19 protein-coding genes are annotated in these 17,490 nt (G+C 70.5%); 13 read left to right on the forward strand and 6 right to left on the reverse strand.

Annotated features, from left to right (window positions below):
• Positions 1–4: 4 nt before the first annotated feature.
• On the reverse strand, positions 5–229 hold the full coding sequence (locus KOI35_RS22735; RefSeq protein WP_215789736.1) for a hypothetical protein: 225 nt from the start codon (positions 227–229) through the stop codon (positions 5–7).
• Between the two features lie 138 nt (positions 230–367).
• Between KOI35_RS22735 and KOI35_RS22740 the strand changes: the two genes are divergently transcribed.
• The 3 genes from KOI35_RS22740 to KOI35_RS22750 are packed head-to-tail and all read left to right on the forward strand — an operon-like array spanning position 368 to position 2,527.
• Positions 368–826 (forward strand): XRE family transcriptional regulator, encoded by a 459-nt coding sequence (locus KOI35_RS22740; RefSeq protein WP_215789738.1) that lies wholly within the window; start codon positions 368–370, stop codon positions 824–826.
• Complete coding sequence (locus tag KOI35_RS22745; protein WP_215789741.1) at positions 816–1,328, forward strand: hypothetical protein; 513 nt, start codon at positions 816–818, stop codon at positions 1,326–1,328. The genes KOI35_RS22740 and KOI35_RS22745 overlap by 11 nt, the downstream gene beginning before the upstream one ends.
• A 14-nt stretch (positions 1,329–1,342) precedes the next feature.
• A complete protein-coding gene (locus tag KOI35_RS22750; protein WP_215789743.1) occupies positions 1,343–2,527 on the forward strand; it encodes an MAB_1171c family putative transporter in 1,185 nt (394 codons plus the stop codon).
• Between the two features lie 6 nt (positions 2,528–2,533).
• On the opposite strand, the gene KOI35_RS22755 is transcribed toward KOI35_RS22750, so the two are convergent.
• From KOI35_RS22755 to KOI35_RS22765, 3 genes are all read right to left on the reverse strand, one after another.
• Positions 2,534–3,136, reverse strand: coding sequence for a hypothetical protein (locus tag KOI35_RS22755; protein ID WP_215789745.1), 603 nt, complete (start codon positions 3,134–3,136; stop codon positions 2,534–2,536).
• Positions 3,137–3,247: 111 nt separating this feature from the next.
• The gene (locus KOI35_RS22760; RefSeq protein WP_215789747.1) at positions 3,248–3,928 is read right to left on the reverse strand and encodes a hypothetical protein; all 681 of its coding nucleotides are present in this window, start codon (positions 3,926–3,928) and stop codon (positions 3,248–3,250) included.
• 11 nt (positions 3,929–3,939) lie between these two features.
• A complete protein-coding gene (locus KOI35_RS22765; protein WP_215789749.1) occupies positions 3,940–4,653 on the reverse strand; it encodes a signal peptidase I in 714 nt (237 codons plus the stop codon).
• A 220-nt stretch (positions 4,654–4,873) separates the two neighbouring features.
• On the opposite strand from KOI35_RS22765, the gene KOI35_RS22770 reads away from it, so the two are divergent.
• The 4 genes from KOI35_RS22770 to KOI35_RS22785 are packed head-to-tail and all read left to right on the forward strand — an operon-like array spanning position 4,874 to position 9,624.
• Positions 4,874–5,803 (forward strand): hypothetical protein, encoded by a 930-nt coding sequence (locus KOI35_RS22770; RefSeq protein ID WP_215789751.1) that lies wholly within the window; start codon positions 4,874–4,876, stop codon positions 5,801–5,803.
• Positions 5,804–5,829: 26 nt separating this feature from the next.
• Positions 5,830–6,738, forward strand: a complete 909-nt coding sequence (locus KOI35_RS22775) for a hypothetical protein (RefSeq protein ID WP_215789753.1) — start codon at positions 5,830–5,832, stop codon at positions 6,736–6,738.
• Complete coding sequence (locus tag KOI35_RS22780; protein ID WP_215789755.1) at positions 6,735–7,283, forward strand: hypothetical protein; 549 nt, start codon at positions 6,735–6,737, stop codon at positions 7,281–7,283. The genes KOI35_RS22775 and KOI35_RS22780 overlap by 4 nt, the downstream gene beginning before the upstream one ends.
• A 40-nt stretch (positions 7,284–7,323) precedes the next feature.
• Positions 7,324–9,624, forward strand: a complete 2,301-nt coding sequence (locus KOI35_RS22785) for a LamG-like jellyroll fold domain-containing protein (RefSeq protein ID WP_215789757.1) — start codon at positions 7,324–7,326, stop codon at positions 9,622–9,624.
• 7 nt (positions 9,625–9,631) lie between these two features.
• Here the strand turns inward: KOI35_RS22785 and KOI35_RS22790 are convergent, their stop codons facing one another.
• Complete coding sequence (locus tag KOI35_RS22790) at positions 9,632–10,579, reverse strand: NADP-dependent oxidoreductase (RefSeq protein WP_215789760.1); 948 nt, start codon at positions 10,577–10,579, stop codon at positions 9,632–9,634.
• A gap of 86 nt (positions 10,580–10,665) precedes the next feature.
• On the opposite strand from KOI35_RS22790, the gene KOI35_RS22795 reads away from it, so the two are divergent.
• The 3 genes from KOI35_RS22795 to KOI35_RS22805 all read left to right on the forward strand — a co-directional run bounded on the left by KOI35_RS22795 (position 10,666) and on the right by KOI35_RS22805 (position 12,748).
• On the forward strand, positions 10,666–11,589 hold the full coding sequence (locus tag KOI35_RS22795; protein ID WP_215789762.1) for a LysR family transcriptional regulator: 924 nt from the start codon (positions 10,666–10,668) through the stop codon (positions 11,587–11,589).
• Between the two features lie 9 nt (positions 11,590–11,598).
• Positions 11,599–11,943 (forward strand): hypothetical protein, encoded by a 345-nt coding sequence (locus tag KOI35_RS22800; protein ID WP_215789764.1) that lies wholly within the window; start codon positions 11,599–11,601, stop codon positions 11,941–11,943.
• A 136-nt stretch (positions 11,944–12,079) separates the two neighbouring features.
• Complete coding sequence (locus KOI35_RS22805) at positions 12,080–12,748, forward strand: lipoyl protein ligase domain-containing protein (RefSeq protein WP_215789766.1); 669 nt, start codon at positions 12,080–12,082, stop codon at positions 12,746–12,748.
• On the opposite strand, the gene KOI35_RS22810 is transcribed toward KOI35_RS22805, so the two are convergent.
• Entirely contained in the window at positions 12,749–14,017 is a 1,269-nt protein-coding gene (locus tag KOI35_RS22810) for a serine hydrolase domain-containing protein (RefSeq protein WP_215789770.1), read from the reverse strand.
• A gap of 329 nt (positions 14,018–14,346) precedes the next feature.
• Here KOI35_RS22810 and KOI35_RS22815 point away from each other — a divergent pair, with 329 nt between their 5' ends.
• Genes KOI35_RS22815 through KOI35_RS22825 form a run of 3 tightly spaced genes read left to right on the forward strand, consistent with a single transcriptional unit; the run spans position 14,347 to position 17,470 of the window.
• Entirely contained in the window at positions 14,347–15,369 is a 1,023-nt protein-coding gene (locus KOI35_RS22815) for a zinc-dependent alcohol dehydrogenase family protein (RefSeq protein ID WP_215789772.1), read from the forward strand.
• A complete protein-coding gene (locus KOI35_RS22820; protein WP_215789774.1) occupies positions 15,366–15,977 on the forward strand; it encodes a DUF2291 family protein in 612 nt (203 codons plus the stop codon). Before KOI35_RS22815 ends, KOI35_RS22820 begins: the two co-directional genes overlap by 4 nt.
• A complete protein-coding gene (locus KOI35_RS22825) occupies positions 15,974–17,470 on the forward strand; it encodes a sugar ABC transporter ATP-binding protein (protein WP_215789776.1) in 1,497 nt (498 codons plus the stop codon). Before KOI35_RS22820 ends, KOI35_RS22825 begins: the two co-directional genes overlap by 4 nt.
• The last annotated feature ends 20 nt before the right edge of the window (positions 17,471–17,490 follow it).

Below are 17,490 nucleotides of genomic sequence, written 5' to 3' on the forward strand. Positions count from 1 at the left end.
GGCTTTACTTCGGAACCGGGTGCGTGCCCTCGGCCATGTTGCGGGCGATTCCCACCATGTAGCCGGCGTGGAACGCCGCGGCACCGACGGCGACGCCGAGCGCCACCGCCGTCGGAGTGGCGAGCACCGGGGTGAGCCCGGCCAGCCCCCGTACGGTCCGGTCCTGCTCGCTGAGTGAGCCGAACGCGTCCGCCGAGACGTCGTTGATGTGATCGATAAGTGCGGTCATCTATTTCACCTCCCGCAAACTTTTTAGCGGCTGTGAGTCTCGGGGCACAAGAGATTCACGTCAGCTAAATTCTGGAGCCGCTACGATGGCCGGGTAGATCAGCTCGGCCGGCCGGGAGTAGTGGAGGAGGGCGCCACAATGGACGAATCACCCCACGGCCCCCTCGCCGTGAAGGTCAACCGGCTCTTCGAGGTGATCCGGCGCCCCGACCGCACGCCCTATCGCAACGAGGAAGTGGCCACGGCCTGCCGCGAGGCGACCGGCGAGAGCTTCTCCACCACGTACCTGTGGCAGCTGCGCAACGGCAAGCGCACCAACCCGACCAAGCGGCATCTGGAGGCTCTGGCCCAGTTCTTCCAGGTCCCCGCGGCGTATTTCTTCGACGACGAGCAGAGCACGCGCATCGCCGAGGAGCTCGAGCTGCTCGGCGCGCTGCGCGACAACGCGGTCCGGCAGATCGCGCTGCGGGCGGTCACGCTCTCGCCCGAGGGGCTCGACACGATCAGCGACATGATCGACGTCATCGGGCGGCGAGAGGCCCGCCAGGCCGGCCTCTCGCGTGACGCTGACGGCGGGGCCGGGCCCGATGGCGGTTGAGCGCGACATGTGGCGCCGGTGCCGCCGGATCGTCGACTCGCTGCCGATCCCGGCGCCGTTCGACCCGGCCCGGTTCGTCGACGCGCTGGCCCGCCGGCGCGGTCGCCCGGTCGAGCTGGTGCCGATGCCTGGCGGCATGAAACAGTGCGGCGCGCTGGTCGCGACCGACCGGGCCGACTACCTCTTCTACGCCGCCAGCACGACCCGGCTGCACCAGGAGCACATCCTGTTGCACGAGGTCGGGCACCTGCTCTGCGGCCACACCGACGACCGCACCCTCACCGCCCTGCCGGCCATGCTGCTGCCCAACCTGTCCGACGACCTGGTCCGCCGGGTGCTCGGCCGCTCCGACTACTCGGTCGCCCAGGAACAGGAGGCCGAGCTGATCGCCTCGATGATCGCGCAGCGGGCCCGCCGCGGCCCGGCCGCCGGCACCGGTCCGGTCGACCCCGAGGTGGCCGACGGCCTGGCCCGGCTCGGCTCGATCTTCGACACCGGCTGACCCCGGCGGGCGCGGTGCTGATCTGGCTCAACATCCTGGCCCTGCCCTGTGCCGCCCTGGTCGCGGCGTACAAGCTGATCCCGGTGAACGGCCGGCGCCCGGCCGAGGGCACCCGTTACCTCTCCGCCTTCTTCCTCTGCATCGGCCTCGGACTGGCCGTGATGTCGCATCCGGTGCTGACCGCGATCAGCCAGGTCGAGCCGCTGCCCAACCTGGGCCGGCTGCTCGGCAACTCGCTGGAGATGCTGGCCGCCTACTTCCTCGGCGCGCTCGGCCACAGCATCGCCCGTCCGTCCGGCACCCGGCGCTGGCTCCGCCGGTATGCCGTCCTGCTGATCGGCGCGATCACGCTGATGCTGGTGCTGCTGGCCACCGCCGGCACCACGTTCACCCTCAACTACGTCAACGCCTACTCGCGGAACCCGGCGGTCGTCGTCTACCTGCTGGTCTTTTTCGGCTACATCATGCTGTGCCTGGTCACGTTCATCGCCAACGTGGGCGGCTACGTGCGGCACCTGGCCCCCGGCGTGTTGCGGGTCGGGCTGAGTCTGGTGGTCGCGGGCGCCGCGCTGGGCATCGTGTGGGCCGGCTGGTCCGGGTTGCGACCGGTGGTCACGCTCACCACCGGCCGATCGCTGGCCACCACCCTGCCGGTCGGCACCACGCTGGGCGCGATCTGCCTGCTGCTGTGGCTGATCGGGGCGACCCTGACCGCCTGGGGTGACCGGATCACCGCCCCGCTGCGCTGGTGGCGCGCGCTGCGCGAACTGCGCCGCATCCAGCCACTCTGGCGGGCGCTGCGGACGGCGGTGCCGCAGGTCGCCCTCGACACCGGCGGCGGCTGGCCGTCGGCCGGGGTGGAGTTCGCGCTCTACCGGCGGGTGATCGAGGTCCGCGACGCCCAGCTGACCCTGCGCCCCTATGCGCATCCCGACGTCTCCGAATGGCTGGGCCCGGCCGCCGATCCGGCCACGCTGGAGGCGGCGGTGATCGCGTCGGCGCTGGTCGGGCACGCCCGGGGCCGCAACTACGGCACCGAGCACCCGTTCCAGGAGCTGGACGCCTCACTGGCCTCGGAGAGCGCCTGGCTGTCCGAGGTGTCCCGCCAGTTCACCGGCTCGTCCGAGGTGCAGCGAATCCGCCGCCTGGCCGACACGTCCCTGGGTGGTGACGGGTCACAAGGCGGCTCGGCGGGATGACCGGGGTCAGCGCTGAGCCTCCCAGCGAGGCGTGAAGGTGATGGACTGGGCCTGGGCGGCGTCGTTGCTCTGGACGATCCACTCGAGTTTCCAGGTTCGGCTGGTGCCGGTGGTGGCCGACCAGGTGCCGACGCCGTTCGCCCAGGAGCCAGTGGCGGCGATGAAGGCGTCGAGGGTCTTGGTGCCGTCCTTCATGCCGGTCGTGTTGTAGAGGGTGCTGGTGGAGCTGAAGTCGCTGCAGTCGGTGTTGTTGCCGGTGCCGACCTGCAGGCGAAACACCATGTACGAGCCGAGCGCGCCGGTCGCCGGGGGTATGTACATCTTCACCGTGGCCGGCAGCGAACCGGTGTAGGTCGTGATCACGCACGCGAGGGCGGTGCTGCCGGGGATGACATTCGTCGCCGTGAAGAACTGGCTGCCCGAGGCCGCGGTGCCGGTGAGCACCACCGTGCCGGTGTAGAGGGTGTTGCCGTTGTTCGAGGTCTGCGCGGTGAACCGCGCGTCGGCCGGGCGCAGTTGAGTGACCGTGACGGCGAGTGCCGCGGCCACGGCGTACCAGCGCAGACGTCGCCAGAGGTGGCGCCGCGGCCGGCGGGTATGTCTGCCCACAGCTCCGGCCTCCTCACCTCACCTGTTCGGCAGGTTGGGAATCGGGCTGAACGCGGAACGGCTCCGGCGGCTGGAAGCCACCGGAGCCGATCTCACTGGTCCGTTTGGTGATTAGCGCTGCGCCTCCCACGTGACGCCGAACTTGACGCCGTCACCCTGCACCGAGTCGGGCGCGGTGGACGGGAGCGCATAGGTGAAGCGGAAGACGCGCCACTGGTTCTGGCCGATGGTCGGGGCCGACAGGGTCGTGCCGGCGTAGTTCTGGTTGTTCTTGATGAGGGTCCGGAGGCTGGTCGCCGCCGTCACGTTGCTGAAGGTGCCGACGCCGGACGGCGCGCAGTTGCCGTAGCCGGGGTCGGTGGCCAGGTCGGCGCTGTTCACCTCGATCTGCAGGGTGGTGTAGTCGTCCATCTCCGACGCGGCGCTGTCGGCCCAGTCGACGTAGGCGGCGCCGGCGGCGCTCTCCTGCGCCTTGTTGGTGCCGGTGATGGGGAAGTACATCTTGATCGCGGTGGGCGTCAGCGAACCGGTGTAGGTGACGGCCATACACACCGTTCCCGTGGCGCCCGGCGCCATGGCCGACGGGGTGAACATCGCGGTCGAACCGCCGTCGTTGTCCGCGATGGCGACCGTACCGGCGCCCAGGGTGTTGCCGTCGTTGCTGGTGGTCGCGGTGAACGTCGCGTGCGACGACTGCCACACGACGCCCGAACACGCGATCAGGCCGACGACCGCGGCAACCCCGCGACGAGCGCGGTTGCTCTTGACGGCCTTGGTGATGATCCCCCGCATATGTTTCCCCTTCATCGATCCCCCATGGAAACCGCTGCGGCGGTCTCAGGGATCCAGTTCGGTCGAGGGGCGGGGGCCATCGAGTCGCGAATCAGTGCAGCTGAGTTGCCAATCGGTGCACGGCGCAGGCGGTAGGAGTCGGCGTCCACGGGACCGTCGAGAACCCCGTGAGCGACCGGGACACGCCGGACGCGGTACGGGTCGGCGTCCACCGGCCCGTCCGACAGGCGCCGCGGGGCGCTGGGCGGCGGCGTGGGCGGCTCGTTCCGGCGTGGCTGCCAGAGCAGCAGGGTGAGCAGCAGGATGGCGGCCGCGACGACCGGCACGTAACGCCCCTGCCGGATCCAGAGGTAGGGCAGCCCGATGTACGGGATGCGGATCCGCGGAATGCCGACCAGGTGGTCCATCGGCACCGGCGTGCTGTCGGCGGTCGGGTTGGCGTCGCCCTTGGTGATCATGCGGCCGGCCTCGTCCAGGCGGATCACCCGGTGCATGAGCAGCTCACCGGGATGCGCGGGGTCGTTGACCAGGACGACCGTGCCGACCTCGACGTGCGTCGGCGGCGGGGCGGCGGCGGAGATGACGTCGCCGGGCCGGATCCTGGGCATCATCGAACCGGAGACCACAACCGTGGACTTCCACCCCAGCAGCACCGGGGCCATCGACACCAGCAGCAGTCCCACGATGCACGCGAGGGCCGCGTCCCGGGCGTCGAAGAGCAGCACGCGACCCTCGGAACGAGCGCGGAGCAGCAGCGCCCGTCCGTCCCTGGGTGCACAGTGCTTGCCCACGGCGCGCTAACCCCCTGTCATCCGTTTGTCACATCGGCGTACCGGTGAGACGACTGAGCCCGACTCCTTATCCGGGCCACCCGCGGGACCGATCAAACGGCGGTCAGCACACCCGGGGGAGGAGAAAAGCATGGCGGCCGTACGGCGTTCACGTGTGACAGCCGTCCTGATGACCCTCGCGGCGTCGGGGGTGCTGCTGTCGGCCGCGCTCGGTGGCAACAGCACCGAGATGGCCCGGATGTCGCTCGCCGGAAGCGCCGGAAGCGCCGGAAGCGAAGGCACGCCCGCGATGTTCAGCGCACGCCAGCTCGTTCCCGGCCACGCGGTCAGCAACTGCCTGCCGATCGTCAACGGCAACACCGCCGACCGCGGGCCCGTACGCCTGACCGCCGCCGATCTGACCGGTCCGCTCGTCGCCGGCCTGCACATCCGGGTCGAGCTCGGCACCGGCGGAGCTTTCGGCAACTGCACCGGATTCACCGGCACCACCGTGTTCGACGGGCCGCTGACCGGCCTGGCCGCGAGCGGAGTCTCCACCGGCTGGGTGCCGGCCGCGCGGGAGACCCGCACCTATCGGCTCACGGTAGAGGTCGCCGACGACAACGCACTCCAGCACAGCCGCGCCACCGGAACGCTCACCTGGCTGCGCACCCCGGGCACAGCCATACCGAGCACGCCGAGCACACCGGCCACACCAGATACATCGGGTACTCCGGCTACCACGGATCCCAGGATCAACGCCGACGGTCAGACCCAGGCTTCCGTACGCCGTACGAACGCGCCCTTCTTCGACGCCGCATCGACGGGCAACGCGCCACAACCGAACGCGGCGCGATCCGGCGGTCCGGCTGGAGGAAGCGCGGTCCCGGCGCCCACCGGCTGGCACGCGGCGGCGAAGACGGCGGCCGACACGATCGACGTCGCCATGAAGCTGGTCGGCGCCACCGCCCGCCATCCCTGGTACGTGCTGTCCTCGCTGGCCGTCATGTGGCTGTTCCTGTTCGCCGCCGACCGCTCCGAGAAGCGTGACCCCAAGCGTGCCTATCTGCGGTTTCCCCCCGACCCCGAGGACGGCCGAAAGTGACCCCGACGCGCGATCGGATCCGATGGATGCTCGTCGGCCGGGTGATCCTGGCCGCGGTGGTGCTCTTCCTGTGGTGGCGCGGCGCTCCGCCGTACGGGGAAGCCCCGGTCTGGCTCGGCTGGGGCGTGGCCTGGCCCGCGATCACCGCGCTGACCCTGTTCGCCGGCCGGTTCGCCCGGATGGCTCTGACCGCGACCCTGCTCGGTGACGGTCTGCTGCTCGGCGCGGCCGGCTGGGCCCTGGGCGACCTGGCCGGCCGGATGGGCGTGCTGATCGTGCTGCACGCGGTGGCGGTCACCCTGTTCGCCTCGTTCCGCACCGGGGTCCGCATCGCGTTCTGGCACAGCCTGGTCGCCATGCTGCTGATCGACGCGGTCGGCCTCGGCCTGCTCCCGGACACCGGGGGATGGACGTGGTCCGCATCCTGGCCGTATTTCGCGGTGCTGTGGCTCGCGGTGTCGAGCGCGGCGGTCTACGCGGCCCGGAACGAGCGGACGCTGCGCCGGCGGCACGACGAGGAAGCGGTCCGGCAGTTCGGCGTGGCCGTCGCGGAGGCGCCCGGTCCGGTGGCGGTCACGACGGCGCTGGCCGAGTTCGGACGGCGGGAACTCGCGGGCCGGCGGGCGGCCGTCCTCGCGTACGGGGAAGGCTTCGGTCTGGGGGTGGTGGCCGACGGCGTCACCCACGTCGACCGGCCGGGACCGGAGAACGAACCTGCCTTTGCCCGTGATGAGCCGGACTACCGCCTGCTTTCGCGGCTCGACGACCGTACGGGGAAATGGTTTGCCTCGGTCTTGCCTGGTGCCCGGAACGTGGTTGTCATGCCGTGGGCGACCGGCGCGCTCGTGGTCGAGGTCGGCGCCGAGCGGGTCGAGCGCGGCGCGGTCGAGAACGTGGTGCGGGCCGTCCGGATGGTCGCGGAGACGGCCCGATGAGGCTGATGCGGCGGCGCGCCCTGGCCGTGGTCGGGCTGCTGGTGACGGCGGGGACGGTGTGGCAGGCGAGTTACGCGAGTTTCGCCGACGGCATCACCAGCCCGGGCAACAGTTGGGAGACCGGGGCGGTGACGCTGACCGACAGTGCCGGCGGAAGCGCGTTGTTCGCGGGCTACGGAACCGGTCTGGCGCCCGGCCCGCAGCCTTCGCGGTGCATCGAGGTGACCTACGGCGGTGATGTGGCCGCCGACGTCCGGCTCTATCTGGCCGGGCTGGACAACTACGGCGGGCGGCTCGACACGTTGGTGACGATGCGGATCGAGCTCGGTTCCGGCTCGTCGTGCGCGGCGCCGGGCACATGGACGACGCTCTCGGACACCACCCTGCGGGCCACGCCGAGCACCTGGGCGGCCGGACCGGGCGGGTGGACCGTGTCGGGTCGCGAGACCCACCCGTACCGCTTCACGCCCACGATCGCCGGCGACAACGCGGCCCAGGGTTCCCGGGTGTCGGCCGACTTCGTCTGGGAGGCGCGCAGCCGGTAGGCCCGCTCAGTTTCCGTCCGGTTGCGCCGAACCGGTAACTATGCGGCGCAAGCGATGGGGAACCGCCCTTGTGGTGGCGCTCGCCGGGCTGATGGGCGTGCTGTTCCTGCTGCCGCCGTCGTCGGCCACCTTCACCTCGCAGGTGAACACCCCGGCGACGATCGCCGCCTCGGCCAGTTTTCCCGGTCAGCCCAAGCTGATCAGCGACAAGGGCCCGGTCTTCTACCACCGCATGGAGGAGGCCCCGGCGGCCACGACCGGGTCGGTCGCGGCCGACACGATGAGCTCGAGCGCGGGCGTCTACGGACCGGTCACCAACTCGTCGTCGCTGTGGTGGCGCTTCGACGAGACCGCGACGACGGCCCCGTTCAGCGACGTCTCCGGCTCGGCCGACACCGCCTCGATCAACGGCACCGCGACCGCGGGCGGCGCCGGGCCGATGGGCGGATCGGTCCAGCTGGGCAGCGGCAGCTCGCTGTCGTCGGCCCTGTCCCCGTTCCGGGCCGGTTACAGCTTCACGATGTCGGTCTGGGTGAACATCGGGTCGGTGGTGCCCTCCGGGAGCACCCGCTTCGGGGTGCTGAGCATGACCGGGAACTCGGCCGGCACCCCGAACGGATCCGGCACGTACGCCCGCAGCGACGCCATGATCATCGCGGACGCGCCGGCCAACTGCCCGGTGACGTCCAGCCCGTGCTGGGCGTTCGGGATGGCCGGCAACCCGCAGAACGCCGCGGTCGCCTTCGACTACACGCGCAGCACGACCGCGGTGGTGGCCAACACCTGGGTCAACCTCACCGCGGTGTACGACACGTCGACCTCGCTCATGTCGCTCTATGTCAACGGGGTGCTGGAGGGCACCCCCAAGGCGCACACGGTTCCCACCGGTGCCGCCACCAACAGCGGGCTGGACGTCGGGCGTTTCCGGGACACCACTTGGCAGGGCACGACCGGCGGCACGACGCTGATCGGCGAGACGCGGACCTGGCGACGGGCGGTCACGGCGGCCGACATCACCCAGCTCGTGGTGCGGCCCAACGTCCGCTACGGGTTCACCGAGGCCGCCGGCACCAGCACGACCTATACGAGCGCGGCCAACAGCACCGGCGCTCCGGGCGCGGTCAGCCGGTCGTCCGCGCTCACCACGCAGTCCGGCGCGAGTCTGGTCGCGGGCCGGGAGGGAAGCGCCTTCTGGGCCGGCACCAACCTCGGCTACATCATGGGCCCGAACACCCAGCTCAACACGGCCAGCAGCTTCACCGTCTCGGCCTGGGTGAAACTGACCGACACCACGGTCGACAAGACCTTCTTCTCGGCCAACTACGGGGCCGGCACGGTCGTCAGCCTCGGTTATGTGCAGAGCACCAACCGGTGGACGATGGGCGTCCTGAGCGGGCTGACCACCTATCCGATCAACAGCGACGTCACCACTCCGGTGGTGACCAACCAGTGGGTGCACCTGGTCGGCGTCCACGACGACTTCAACAACCTGCTCCGGCTCTACGTCGACGGGGTTCCCCAGGCGACGGTGCCCTTCGCCCTGACTCCCGCCACCGCCAACGGCCCCACGGTCGTCGGGGCCAAGCAGCAGCTGGGGATCGTCACCGACACCTGGTCGGGATACGTCGACGACCTGCGCCTCTACAGCGGTTACCCGCTCAACTCGGCGGCCACGACCACCACCACCATGCAGAGCTTCGTCAACCAGCTCAACCCCGCCCTCTCGGCCGAGACGCCGGGCGGGTTGCTGGGCACCAAGAGCGGTCATGCCGGCTCGACCGCGGTGGCCTTCGGCGGCACCGGCAACGGCTACAACGGCAAATACGCCGTGGCCGCCGCCACGACCGTGTTCTCGGTCGAGTGCCTGGTGCGGGTGGCGGCCGGTCAGAGCGGGATCATCGCCGGACTCACCAGCTCGGCCACCAGCCTGGGCAACACCACCGGTGACCGCTACCTCTACGTCGATTCGGCGGGCAAGGTGCGCTTCGGGGTGCTCGTCGCCGGCAGCCCGGTCACCGTGGTGAGCGCGGCCAGCGTCGACGACGGCGCCTGGCACCACATCACGGCGAGCGTCGGCCCGATCCTCAACGCCGGCACCACCCTGGCCACCGGCGGGCTCAAGCTCTCCCTGGACGGCACCATGGTCTCGAACTCCGCGGTGACCGCGGCCGTCGCCTCGACCGGCTACTGGCGCTGGGGTGGCGCGCCCATGCTGCCGGCGGCCAACTGGCCGTCGTCGCCGAACAACCTGTACCTGACCGGCACGCTCGACGAGTTCGCCGTCTACGACAAGCAGCTGAGCGACCAGGACGACCTCGCGCGCATCTACGGCAACTACTGAGTCTTTTTTAGGGGATGAGCACCAGCTTGCCGTGGCCGATCTTGTGGGCTTTGGCCGCCTCGTCGAGTGGAAGCATCACGTCGACAATCACCCGCAGGGCTCCTGATCCGGCGCTCTCGACCAGCTGCGCCCGGGCGGCGGCGCGGATCTCGGTGCCGGCGTCCTGCCCCGGTCCGTAGCCGAGCAGCTTGATGCCGGCCGTGGCCCGGCGCGGCGACCCGGTGATCGAGGCGATCCGGGCGCGGTCGGCCACCAGCTCGAGCGAGACGTCGAGCGCCTCGTCGGTGCCGGCCAGGTCGATCGCGGCGTCGATGCCGTCCGGGGCGGCGGCGCGCACCCGATCGGCCAGCCCGGGGCCATATTCGATCGGAACAGCACCCATTTCCCGTACGAGGGAATGGTTGCGCTCCGCCGCGGTGGCGATCACTTTCGCTCCCGCCGCGACGGCCAGTTGCACGGCCATCAGGCCCACCCCGCCCGACCCGCCGTGGATCAGAACCGTGTCACCGCGTCCCACCCCGGCCGCGTGCAGGGCGTGGACCGCGGTGGTGCCGGTCAGCATCAGCGAGCCGGCCTCGGCCCAGCCCAGCCCGCTCGGCTTGGCCAGGATCGACGTGGCCGGCGCGGTCACGTAGTCGGCGTAGGCGGCCGTCACCGGATAGACGATGACCTCGTCACCGACCCGTACGCCGGTCACGCCCGCCCCGACCTCGGTGACCACGCCCGCGCACTCCAGGCCGATCGAGGGCATCGAGGCGGCGACCCCGGCCGCGTCCTTGTGGCTGTCGTCCACCTTGTGGAAGGCGCCGCTGTAGATCTTCCAGTCGATCGGGTTGACGCCCGCGGCGCGCACCCGGACGACGACCCCGTCCGCGGCGGCGTGGGGCATGGGCTGGTCGAACACGGCGAGCACATCGGGGCTGCCATAGCTGGTCGGACGCACGATTCGAGGCATGAGCCCAGTATCGGGTCGCCCCTGGCATGATGCCCAGTGCATTGTTGGTACGGACTACCTGCATCAAACGCACTGATGGAGTCGGTATGCCTTCGGATCTCAACCTGCTGCGCGTGTTCGACGCGCTGATGGACACGGGCAGCGTCGCCGAGGCCGCCGTACGCCTGAATCTGTCCGCCCCCGCGACCAGCCGCGCGCTGGCCCGGCTCCGCCGCATGATGAACGACCCGATCCTCGTCCGGGCCGGCCGCGGACTCGTCCCCACGCCGTTCGCCCGGCAGTCCGCGGGCACGGTCAAGGCGCTGCTCGAAGCGGCCGACGGTCTGCGGGCCGACCCCACCGGCGGCGACCCGGCCACCTGGCAGCGGACCTTCGCCATCCGCCTGAACGACGCGCTCACCCCCGTGCTGGCGCCCCGTCTGACCCGGCGCATTGCCGATGAGGCTTCCGGCGTACGCCTCCAGTTCGTGCACCAGGACTCCAAGGAACCCGAACCACTCCGCGACGGCACGATCGTCCTCGACATCGGGGCGGCCGGCCCGCCACCGCCCGACATCCACGTCTCGACGCTGTTCACCGCCCGCTTCGTCGCCGTGGTCGCGGCCGACTCCGACCTGGGCCGCGCCCCGGCCCTGACCGTCGACGACCTGTGCCGCCACCCGCACATCTCAGCCTCGCGGCGCGGCCTGGCCCGGGGCCCGCTCGACGACGCCCTGGCCCACATCGGACGCTCCCGCCACGTCGCCGCCGTCGTTCCGTCCTATGCCATGGGCGCGTTGATGGCCCTCGAAGACGAACTCATCTGCCTGGTACCCCAGGTGACGGCGGCCCACCTGATCGACCGGGGCGTTCCCCTGCGAGCCCACGAGGTCCCTTTCGACCTGCCCACCACGGATGTCGAGCTGCGCTGGCACCGCCGCGTCCACCACGACCCGGCCTCGCTGTGGTTACGCACCCACGTGCTCGACGTCCTCATCCCGCTGGTCGGCGTGTTTGACGCCGATCAATAGGTTGTGGCGGTGAAACGGACCTTGGTGCTCTCGGTGCGCTGGCTCCTCCTGACCGCGCACGCCGCGGCGCTGGCACCTGCTCTCTGGGTGTGGGTCACCGAGGCGTCGGCGGCCTTCCACACCGGCCCCGACCTGAACATCAGCGCCGCGGTCTACGCGCTCTACCTCGGGTTTCTCGGTCTGCCGTGGACGCTGCCGTTCGTCGCGTTCGACATCGGCCGGCTGCCGGACCCGCTCCAGGACGTTGTGGTGGTCGGCTTCGCCGTGCTCAACTTCGCCCTGCACGCCACCCTGGTGGTGCGCCGGACGGCCCGGCCGCGTCCAGCAGCGGAGAGTGTCCGCCATGACGGATGAGCCGATGACGGTGGAGATCCGCGAAGCCCGTCCGGAGCTAGCGCGGCGTACCGGATCCGGAACGCACGAGCTGGCATCGTGGGCCTGACCCTGGAGAGCGGTGCCGCCCACGTAGTGGTGCGCGGCGGTGGAGGCCATGATGACCGCACCGTTCGGCGACGGTTCGCCGCACGTGATTGTCCGGGCCGTGGCGGTGTCCGGTTCGGCCGACATCGACGCCGCTGCTCTCGGCGAGAATCCAGAGCCCCGCATCCTGCTCGGCACGACACGGCCGACGGCCGCGTTCAGCCGCCGCGACACGCACCTGCCGGGCTACGAGCGGGCCCTGGTCGTCTGCCGTGAGCACGGCTTCGAACCGGTGATCCGGCCGGTCGGCGGGCGGCTCGCGGCCTACGACGAGGGCTCGCTGGTCGTGCACTGGACGGCCCCGCACCGCACGGCCCAAGACTTCATCACCGCGCGGTTCGAGTTGTTCGCGGCGACGCTGGCGGCCGCGCTCACGAAGCTCGGCGTGCCCGACGTCCGCGTCGGCTCGGTGCCGGGCGAATACTGCGAAGGCGAGTGGAGCGTCAACACCGGCGGGACGGCCAAGCTGGCCGGCACCGGTCAGCGGATGAACCGGCACGGCTTCCTGTTCTCGGCCGTCGTCACCGTGACCGCCCCGGAACGGATCCGGGCCGTGCTGACCGACGCCTACGCGGTGCTCGACCTCGAGTTCGAGCCGCGCTCGGTGGGGGCGGTCGCCGACTACGCCCCCGGCGTCACCGTCGAAGACGTGATCGACGAACTCCGGGCCGTCTTCTAGTCAGAGATATCTGGCCAGGGTGGTGGCGATCTCGGCCCGCATCGGGTCGGGGTCGGCCCAGCTCCAGTTGGGGTGGGCGCGGTTCGTCATCAGCGACACCACCACCTTGCGTGACGGGTCGACCAGCAGTGAGGTGCCGGTGAATCCGGTGTGGCCGAACGTCGTGGCCGACGACAGGGTGCCCATGAACCAGGGCTGGCGCAGCGTCACCCCGAGGCCGTGGTCGGACGGGCGGCCGGGGCGTTCCGGGTCGACCGCGGGCAGCCCGGCGTTGTGGTTCTTCACCATGTCGGCGACGATCTCGGCCGAGAGCAGGCGCTTGCCGCCGTAGGTGCCGCCGGCCAGCAGCATCTGGCCGGTCAACGCGACGTCGCGGGCGGTGCCGAACATGCCGGCGCTGCCGATCACGCCGCCCATCTGCCAGGCGATGTCGTCGTGCACGTGGCCGCGCAGCAGGCCTCGCGACGTGCGGGCGTCGGTGGCGGCCAGGCGGGTCGCGATCTCGGTCGCGGTGAGCCACTTGCGCGGGTTGAAGCCCATGTAACGCAGGCCCAGCGGTGCGGTCACGTTGGTCTTGATCGCGGCGTCCAGGGTGAGGCCGGTGACCTTCTCGACGATCTGGGCGGCCACCATCAGGCCGACGCTCGAATAGCGGAACGCCCGGGCCCCGCTGACCAGGGGAGTGGCCAGCACCTTGGCCCGTTGCGCCGCCGCCGACAAACCTTTCACGCCGGTGGCGCCGACCGGCAGGCCGCTGGTGTGGGTCAGCAGCATCCGTACGGTCACCTTGTCCTTGCCCGTGCCGGTGAACCCGGGCAGGTAGCGGACGACCGGCGCGTCCAGGTCGACCTTGCCCCGGTCGACCTGCTGCAGCAACGCGATCGACGTGTAGACCTTGGTCAGCGAGGCCAGGTCGAAGATGGAGTCCGTACGCATGGCGACCCGCTTCGAGGCGGCCAGCTCGACCGGCCCGGCGTTGTAGCGTAGGGCGTGCCCGACGGCGATGTTCACCGTGGTCGCGTTGTTGACCATCACGACCAGGGCGGCCCCGGCGTACGTCGGGTGCTTGGGGTTGGCCGTCGTCGGCTTGAGGTATTTGGTCAGCACCGCCTGCAGCGGGGCGACATAGGTAGCGGCCGCCGCCGCTACGCCGCCCGCCCCGCCGGATGAAACGCCGTCGACCCAGGCACGAGAGCCGGGCGAGGAGCAGCCGGCCGCGGTGGCGGACAGGGCGACGGCTCCCAAGAGGTGGCGACGAGTCAACGGCATGGGCGCGATCATCTCAGGGGCCGCCGCGTCCCGGCAATCGCGGGCGTTGTCCAGCCTTTTCGAAACTCCCATGGTCTGAGCTGCGGCCATGGTTATCGTCGCCTCACCTTGATCGCGCCGGGTGGGTCAGCGGACCCCGGCGCCATATCTCTGTGTGATTTTCACACGGCCCCGCCGGCCCCGGTGAACCCCGGAAACCCGCGCCTGGACGACGTTTTGTTTCCCCGTGGACACACTCTTGACATCGTTCGGCGGCCGTGAATATGGTGCTTCTCACACGGCAAGAGCTAGATCTATCACAGAGATAACGTGAGGGAGTGGCATCGGAGATGCGCGCAGTGGTGTTCGCGGAACAGGGGAAGCTTTCGCTCGAGGACCGGGCCGACCTGGTGCCCGGGCACAAGGAAGTTCTGGTCGAGACCGCCGCGGTGGGCATCTGCGGCACGGACACTCATGTGTTCGACGGGGAGTTCGAGGGCACGGTCTATCCGCTGGTGCCGGGCCACGAGGCCACCGGCACCGTGGTCGCGCTCGGCCCGGGCGTCGAGAACGTCCAGGTCGGCGACCACGTCGCGGTCAACCCGAGCACCACCTGCGGCGAGTGCGAGTACTGCCTGACCGGCCGGCAGAACCTGTGCCGGGCCTGGAACGGCCTCGGCGTCGTGGCCTCGGACGGCGCGGCCCAGGAACGGTTCCTGGCCCCGGTCGCCAACGTCTTCAAGCTCCGGCCCGAGACCGACATCTACCAGGCCGCGCTGATCGAGCCGCTGGCCTGTGCCATCCGGGGCTGGGACGTGCTGCCCCGGCGCATCGGCGACCACGTGCTGGTCTACGGCTCGGGCACGATGGGCCTGCTGATGGCCCAGCTCGCCCCGCGGGCCGGTGCCGCCTCGGTCACGATCGTCGACATCAACGAGGCCCGGCTGCGGGTCGCCGCCGACGTCGGCATCACGTCGCGGGTGACGAACGCCGACGACGCCGGCCGCGACAACTGGGACGTGGTCATCGACTGCACCGGCAGCGTCCGGGCCATCGAGGACGGGCTCAAGCGGGTCAAGGCGGGCGGCTTCTTCCAGCACTTCGGCGTGGCCCCGGCCGAGGCGGTGGCCGGCTACTCGCCGTTCCGCATCTATCGCGACGAGGTCTCCATCGTCGGCACCATGGCCGTGCTCAACACGTTCGGCCGGGCGGTCGAGATGTTCGAGGCGGGCGCGATCCAGGCCGCCCCGATGATCAGCCACTCGTTCACGCTGGACGACTACGAGGCCGGGCTCGAGATGTTCCGCGCCGGCACCGGCCGCAAGCTGCAGATCCGGCCCAACGACACCCAGTCCCGGGTGCTGCTGCCGTGAAAAACCGTATCTGGATCGGCATCGCCGTGCTCGTCGTGGTCGCGATGGGCTTCGGCACCAAGGTGGTCGACGGCAACGAGGCAACCGCCGCCGCCGCGCAGAAGTTCGACCCCGCCACGTACGGCACCACCGAGTTCCCCAAGATCCAGGCCGCTCTCGAGGAGCGGGCCGCACCGGCGGCCGAACTCGCCGCGGCACTGAAGAAGGACAAGGCGGCGGCCGAGAAGCAGTACGGCGTCCCCAGCAGCACCGGCGCCGAGATGGCGACCAGCTTCACCGGCACGGTCGGCAAGATCGACGGCGGTATCGCCACGGTCGACGTCGAGGGCCTGCCGTCCGGGCTGGTCGTCCGGGTGCAGGTCGGCCCCGCGATCAACGGCACCGATCTGCGCGACTCGACCGGCACGATCACCTTCGGCCAGTTCACCAACCAGATCGAGTACCAGGACGCGGCGTCGGCGCTCAACGAGGAGATGAAGAAGCAGGTCCTCGCGCCGCTCGGTGACGCCAAGGAGCTGACCGGGCAGAAGCTCACCGTGGTCGGGGTCTTCCCGCTGATCAACCCGAACGGCTGGCTGGTCACCCCGGCGAAGGCGAGCAAGGGATGAACAGTGCAGGCGAGGTGGTGCTCAGCGCCCGGCAGGTGGTGAAGACGTACGGGTCGACCCGGGCTCTGAAAGGTGTCGACTTCGACATCCACCGGGGGCAGGTCACCACGCTGTTCGGCGAGAACGGGGCCGGCAAGTCGACGCTGATGAAGATCCTGTCCGGGGTCGAGTCACCGACCGGCGGCGAGATCGTCCTGCACGGCGAGCCGGTGCGTTTCGATTCCACGGTGGCGGCCCGCGAGAAGGGCATCTCGATCATCCACCAGGAGCTGAGCCTGGCCCCCAACCTCAGCGTGCGCGACAACATCTTCATGGGACGCGAACTGCGTACCCGCACCGGGGTGGACTTCGCCGAGGAGGCCCGGCAGACCCGGGCGCTGATGACCGAGCTGCAGGAGGACATCGACCCGTCGACGTTGGTGGCCGACCTGCGGCTGGGTCAGCAGCAGATCGTCGAGATCGCCCGCGCGCTGTCCGTCAACGCCCAGATCCTGATCATGGACGAGCCGACGTCGGCGCTCAGCGCGGCCGAGGTCGAGGTGCTGTTCAAGGTCATCCACGACCTGACCGCGCGCGGGGTGTCGATCGTCTACATCTCGCACCACCTCGAAGAGGCGCTGCAGGTCACCGATCACGCCGTCGTACTGCGGGACGGGGCGATCGCGGCCACCGCCGAGCGCTCCGAGATCGACCTCGAGTGGATCGTGCGCCGGATGGTCGGGGCCGGCTTCGACCTCGGCGAGCCGCCCGCGGGCTCGCAGCAGGATCAGGTCGCGCTGTCGATCGAGAACGTGGTGGCCGACGGTGTCGACGACCTGAGCCTCCAGGTGCGGGCGGGCGAGATCGTCTGCCTGTACGGACTGATGGGCGCCGGCCGCACGGAGTTGCTGGAGGCGGTCGCGGGCCGGGTCCCGATCGAGTCCGGCACGATCCGGCTCGCCGGCCAGGACGTCAGCGGCCTGACCATCGCCGAGCGGATCGATCGCGGGCTCGGCCTGGTGCCCGAGGACCGGCAACGCGACGGGCTGGTGCAGACCATGACGGTCGGCCGCAACCTGTCGCTGGCGAGCATCGAGTCGTTCGTCCGGGGCGCCTTTCTCTCCCGGGGGGCCGAGCGTCGCCTGGTCGACGGGGCGATTCACGACGTACGGGTAAAAACCGCCGGAGGCGACGCCGCGATCGGATCCCTCAGCGGCGGCAACCAGCAGAAGGTCGTGATCGGCAAGATCCTGGCCACCGGGCCCGACGTCATCCTGCTCGACGAGCCCAGCCGCGGCATCGACGTCGGCGCCAAGGGCGAGGTGTTCCGGCTGCTGGCCGAGCGGGCCAAGGCGGGGCTGGCCGTCCTCTATTCCACCTCCGAGGTGGGGGAGTGCCTGAGCATCGCCCACCGGATCGTCGTGATGCGGCGCGGGCGGATCGCCGCCGAGTTCGACGCCGGCGTCACCAAGGAAACCATCATGGCCGCCTCGGGTGAGGCGGTGGTCGCATGAAGCCTCCAGACAGGGACCGT

It is taken from the genome of Paractinoplanes bogorensis (genome assembly GCF_018829635.1).
GTDB classification, from domain to species: domain Bacteria; phylum Actinomycetota; class Actinomycetes; order Mycobacteriales; family Micromonosporaceae; genus Actinoplanes; species Actinoplanes bogorensis.

What these genes read in the sequence shown, in the direction of transcription:
- KOI35_RS22745 (WP_215789741.1), top strand. Translation starts at nt 816, where the DNA reads ATGGCGGTTGAGCGCGACATGTGGCGCCGGTGCCGCCGGATCGTCGAC.
- KOI35_RS22815 (WP_215789772.1), top strand. Translation starts at nt 14,347, where the DNA reads ATGCGCGCAGTGGTGTTCGCGGAACAGGGGAAGCTTTCGCTCGAGGAC.
- KOI35_RS22735 (WP_215789736.1), bottom strand. Translation starts at nt 229, where the DNA reads ATGACCGCACTTATCGATCACATCAACGACGTCTCGGCGGACGCGTTC.
- KOI35_RS22780 (WP_215789755.1), top strand. Translation starts at nt 6,735, where the DNA reads ATGAGGCTGATGCGGCGGCGCGCCCTGGCCGTGGTCGGGCTGCTGGTG.
- KOI35_RS22760 (WP_215789747.1), bottom strand. Translation starts at nt 3,928, where the DNA reads ATGCGGGGGATCATCACCAAGGCCGTCAAGAGCAACCGCGCTCGTCGC.
- KOI35_RS22825 (WP_215789776.1), top strand. Translation starts at nt 15,974, where the DNA reads ATGAACAGTGCAGGCGAGGTGGTGCTCAGCGCCCGGCAGGTGGTGAAG.
- KOI35_RS22805 (WP_215789766.1), top strand. Translation starts at nt 12,080, where the DNA reads ATGATGACCGCACCGTTCGGCGACGGTTCGCCGCACGTGATTGTCCGG.
- KOI35_RS22790 (WP_215789760.1), bottom strand. Translation starts at nt 10,579, where the DNA reads ATGCCTCGAATCGTGCGTCCGACCAGCTATGGCAGCCCCGATGTGCTC.
- KOI35_RS22795 (WP_215789762.1), top strand. Translation starts at nt 10,666, where the DNA reads ATGCCTTCGGATCTCAACCTGCTGCGCGTGTTCGACGCGCTGATGGAC.
- KOI35_RS22740 (WP_215789738.1), top strand. Translation starts at nt 368, where the DNA reads ATGGACGAATCACCCCACGGCCCCCTCGCCGTGAAGGTCAACCGGCTC.
- KOI35_RS22775 (WP_215789753.1), top strand. Translation starts at nt 5,830, where the DNA reads ATGCTCGTCGGCCGGGTGATCCTGGCCGCGGTGGTGCTCTTCCTGTGG.
- KOI35_RS22785 (WP_215789757.1), top strand. Translation starts at nt 7,324, where the DNA reads ATGCGGCGCAAGCGATGGGGAACCGCCCTTGTGGTGGCGCTCGCCGGG.
- KOI35_RS22810 (WP_215789770.1), bottom strand. Translation starts at nt 14,017, where the DNA reads ATGCCGTTGACTCGTCGCCACCTCTTGGGAGCCGTCGCCCTGTCCGCC.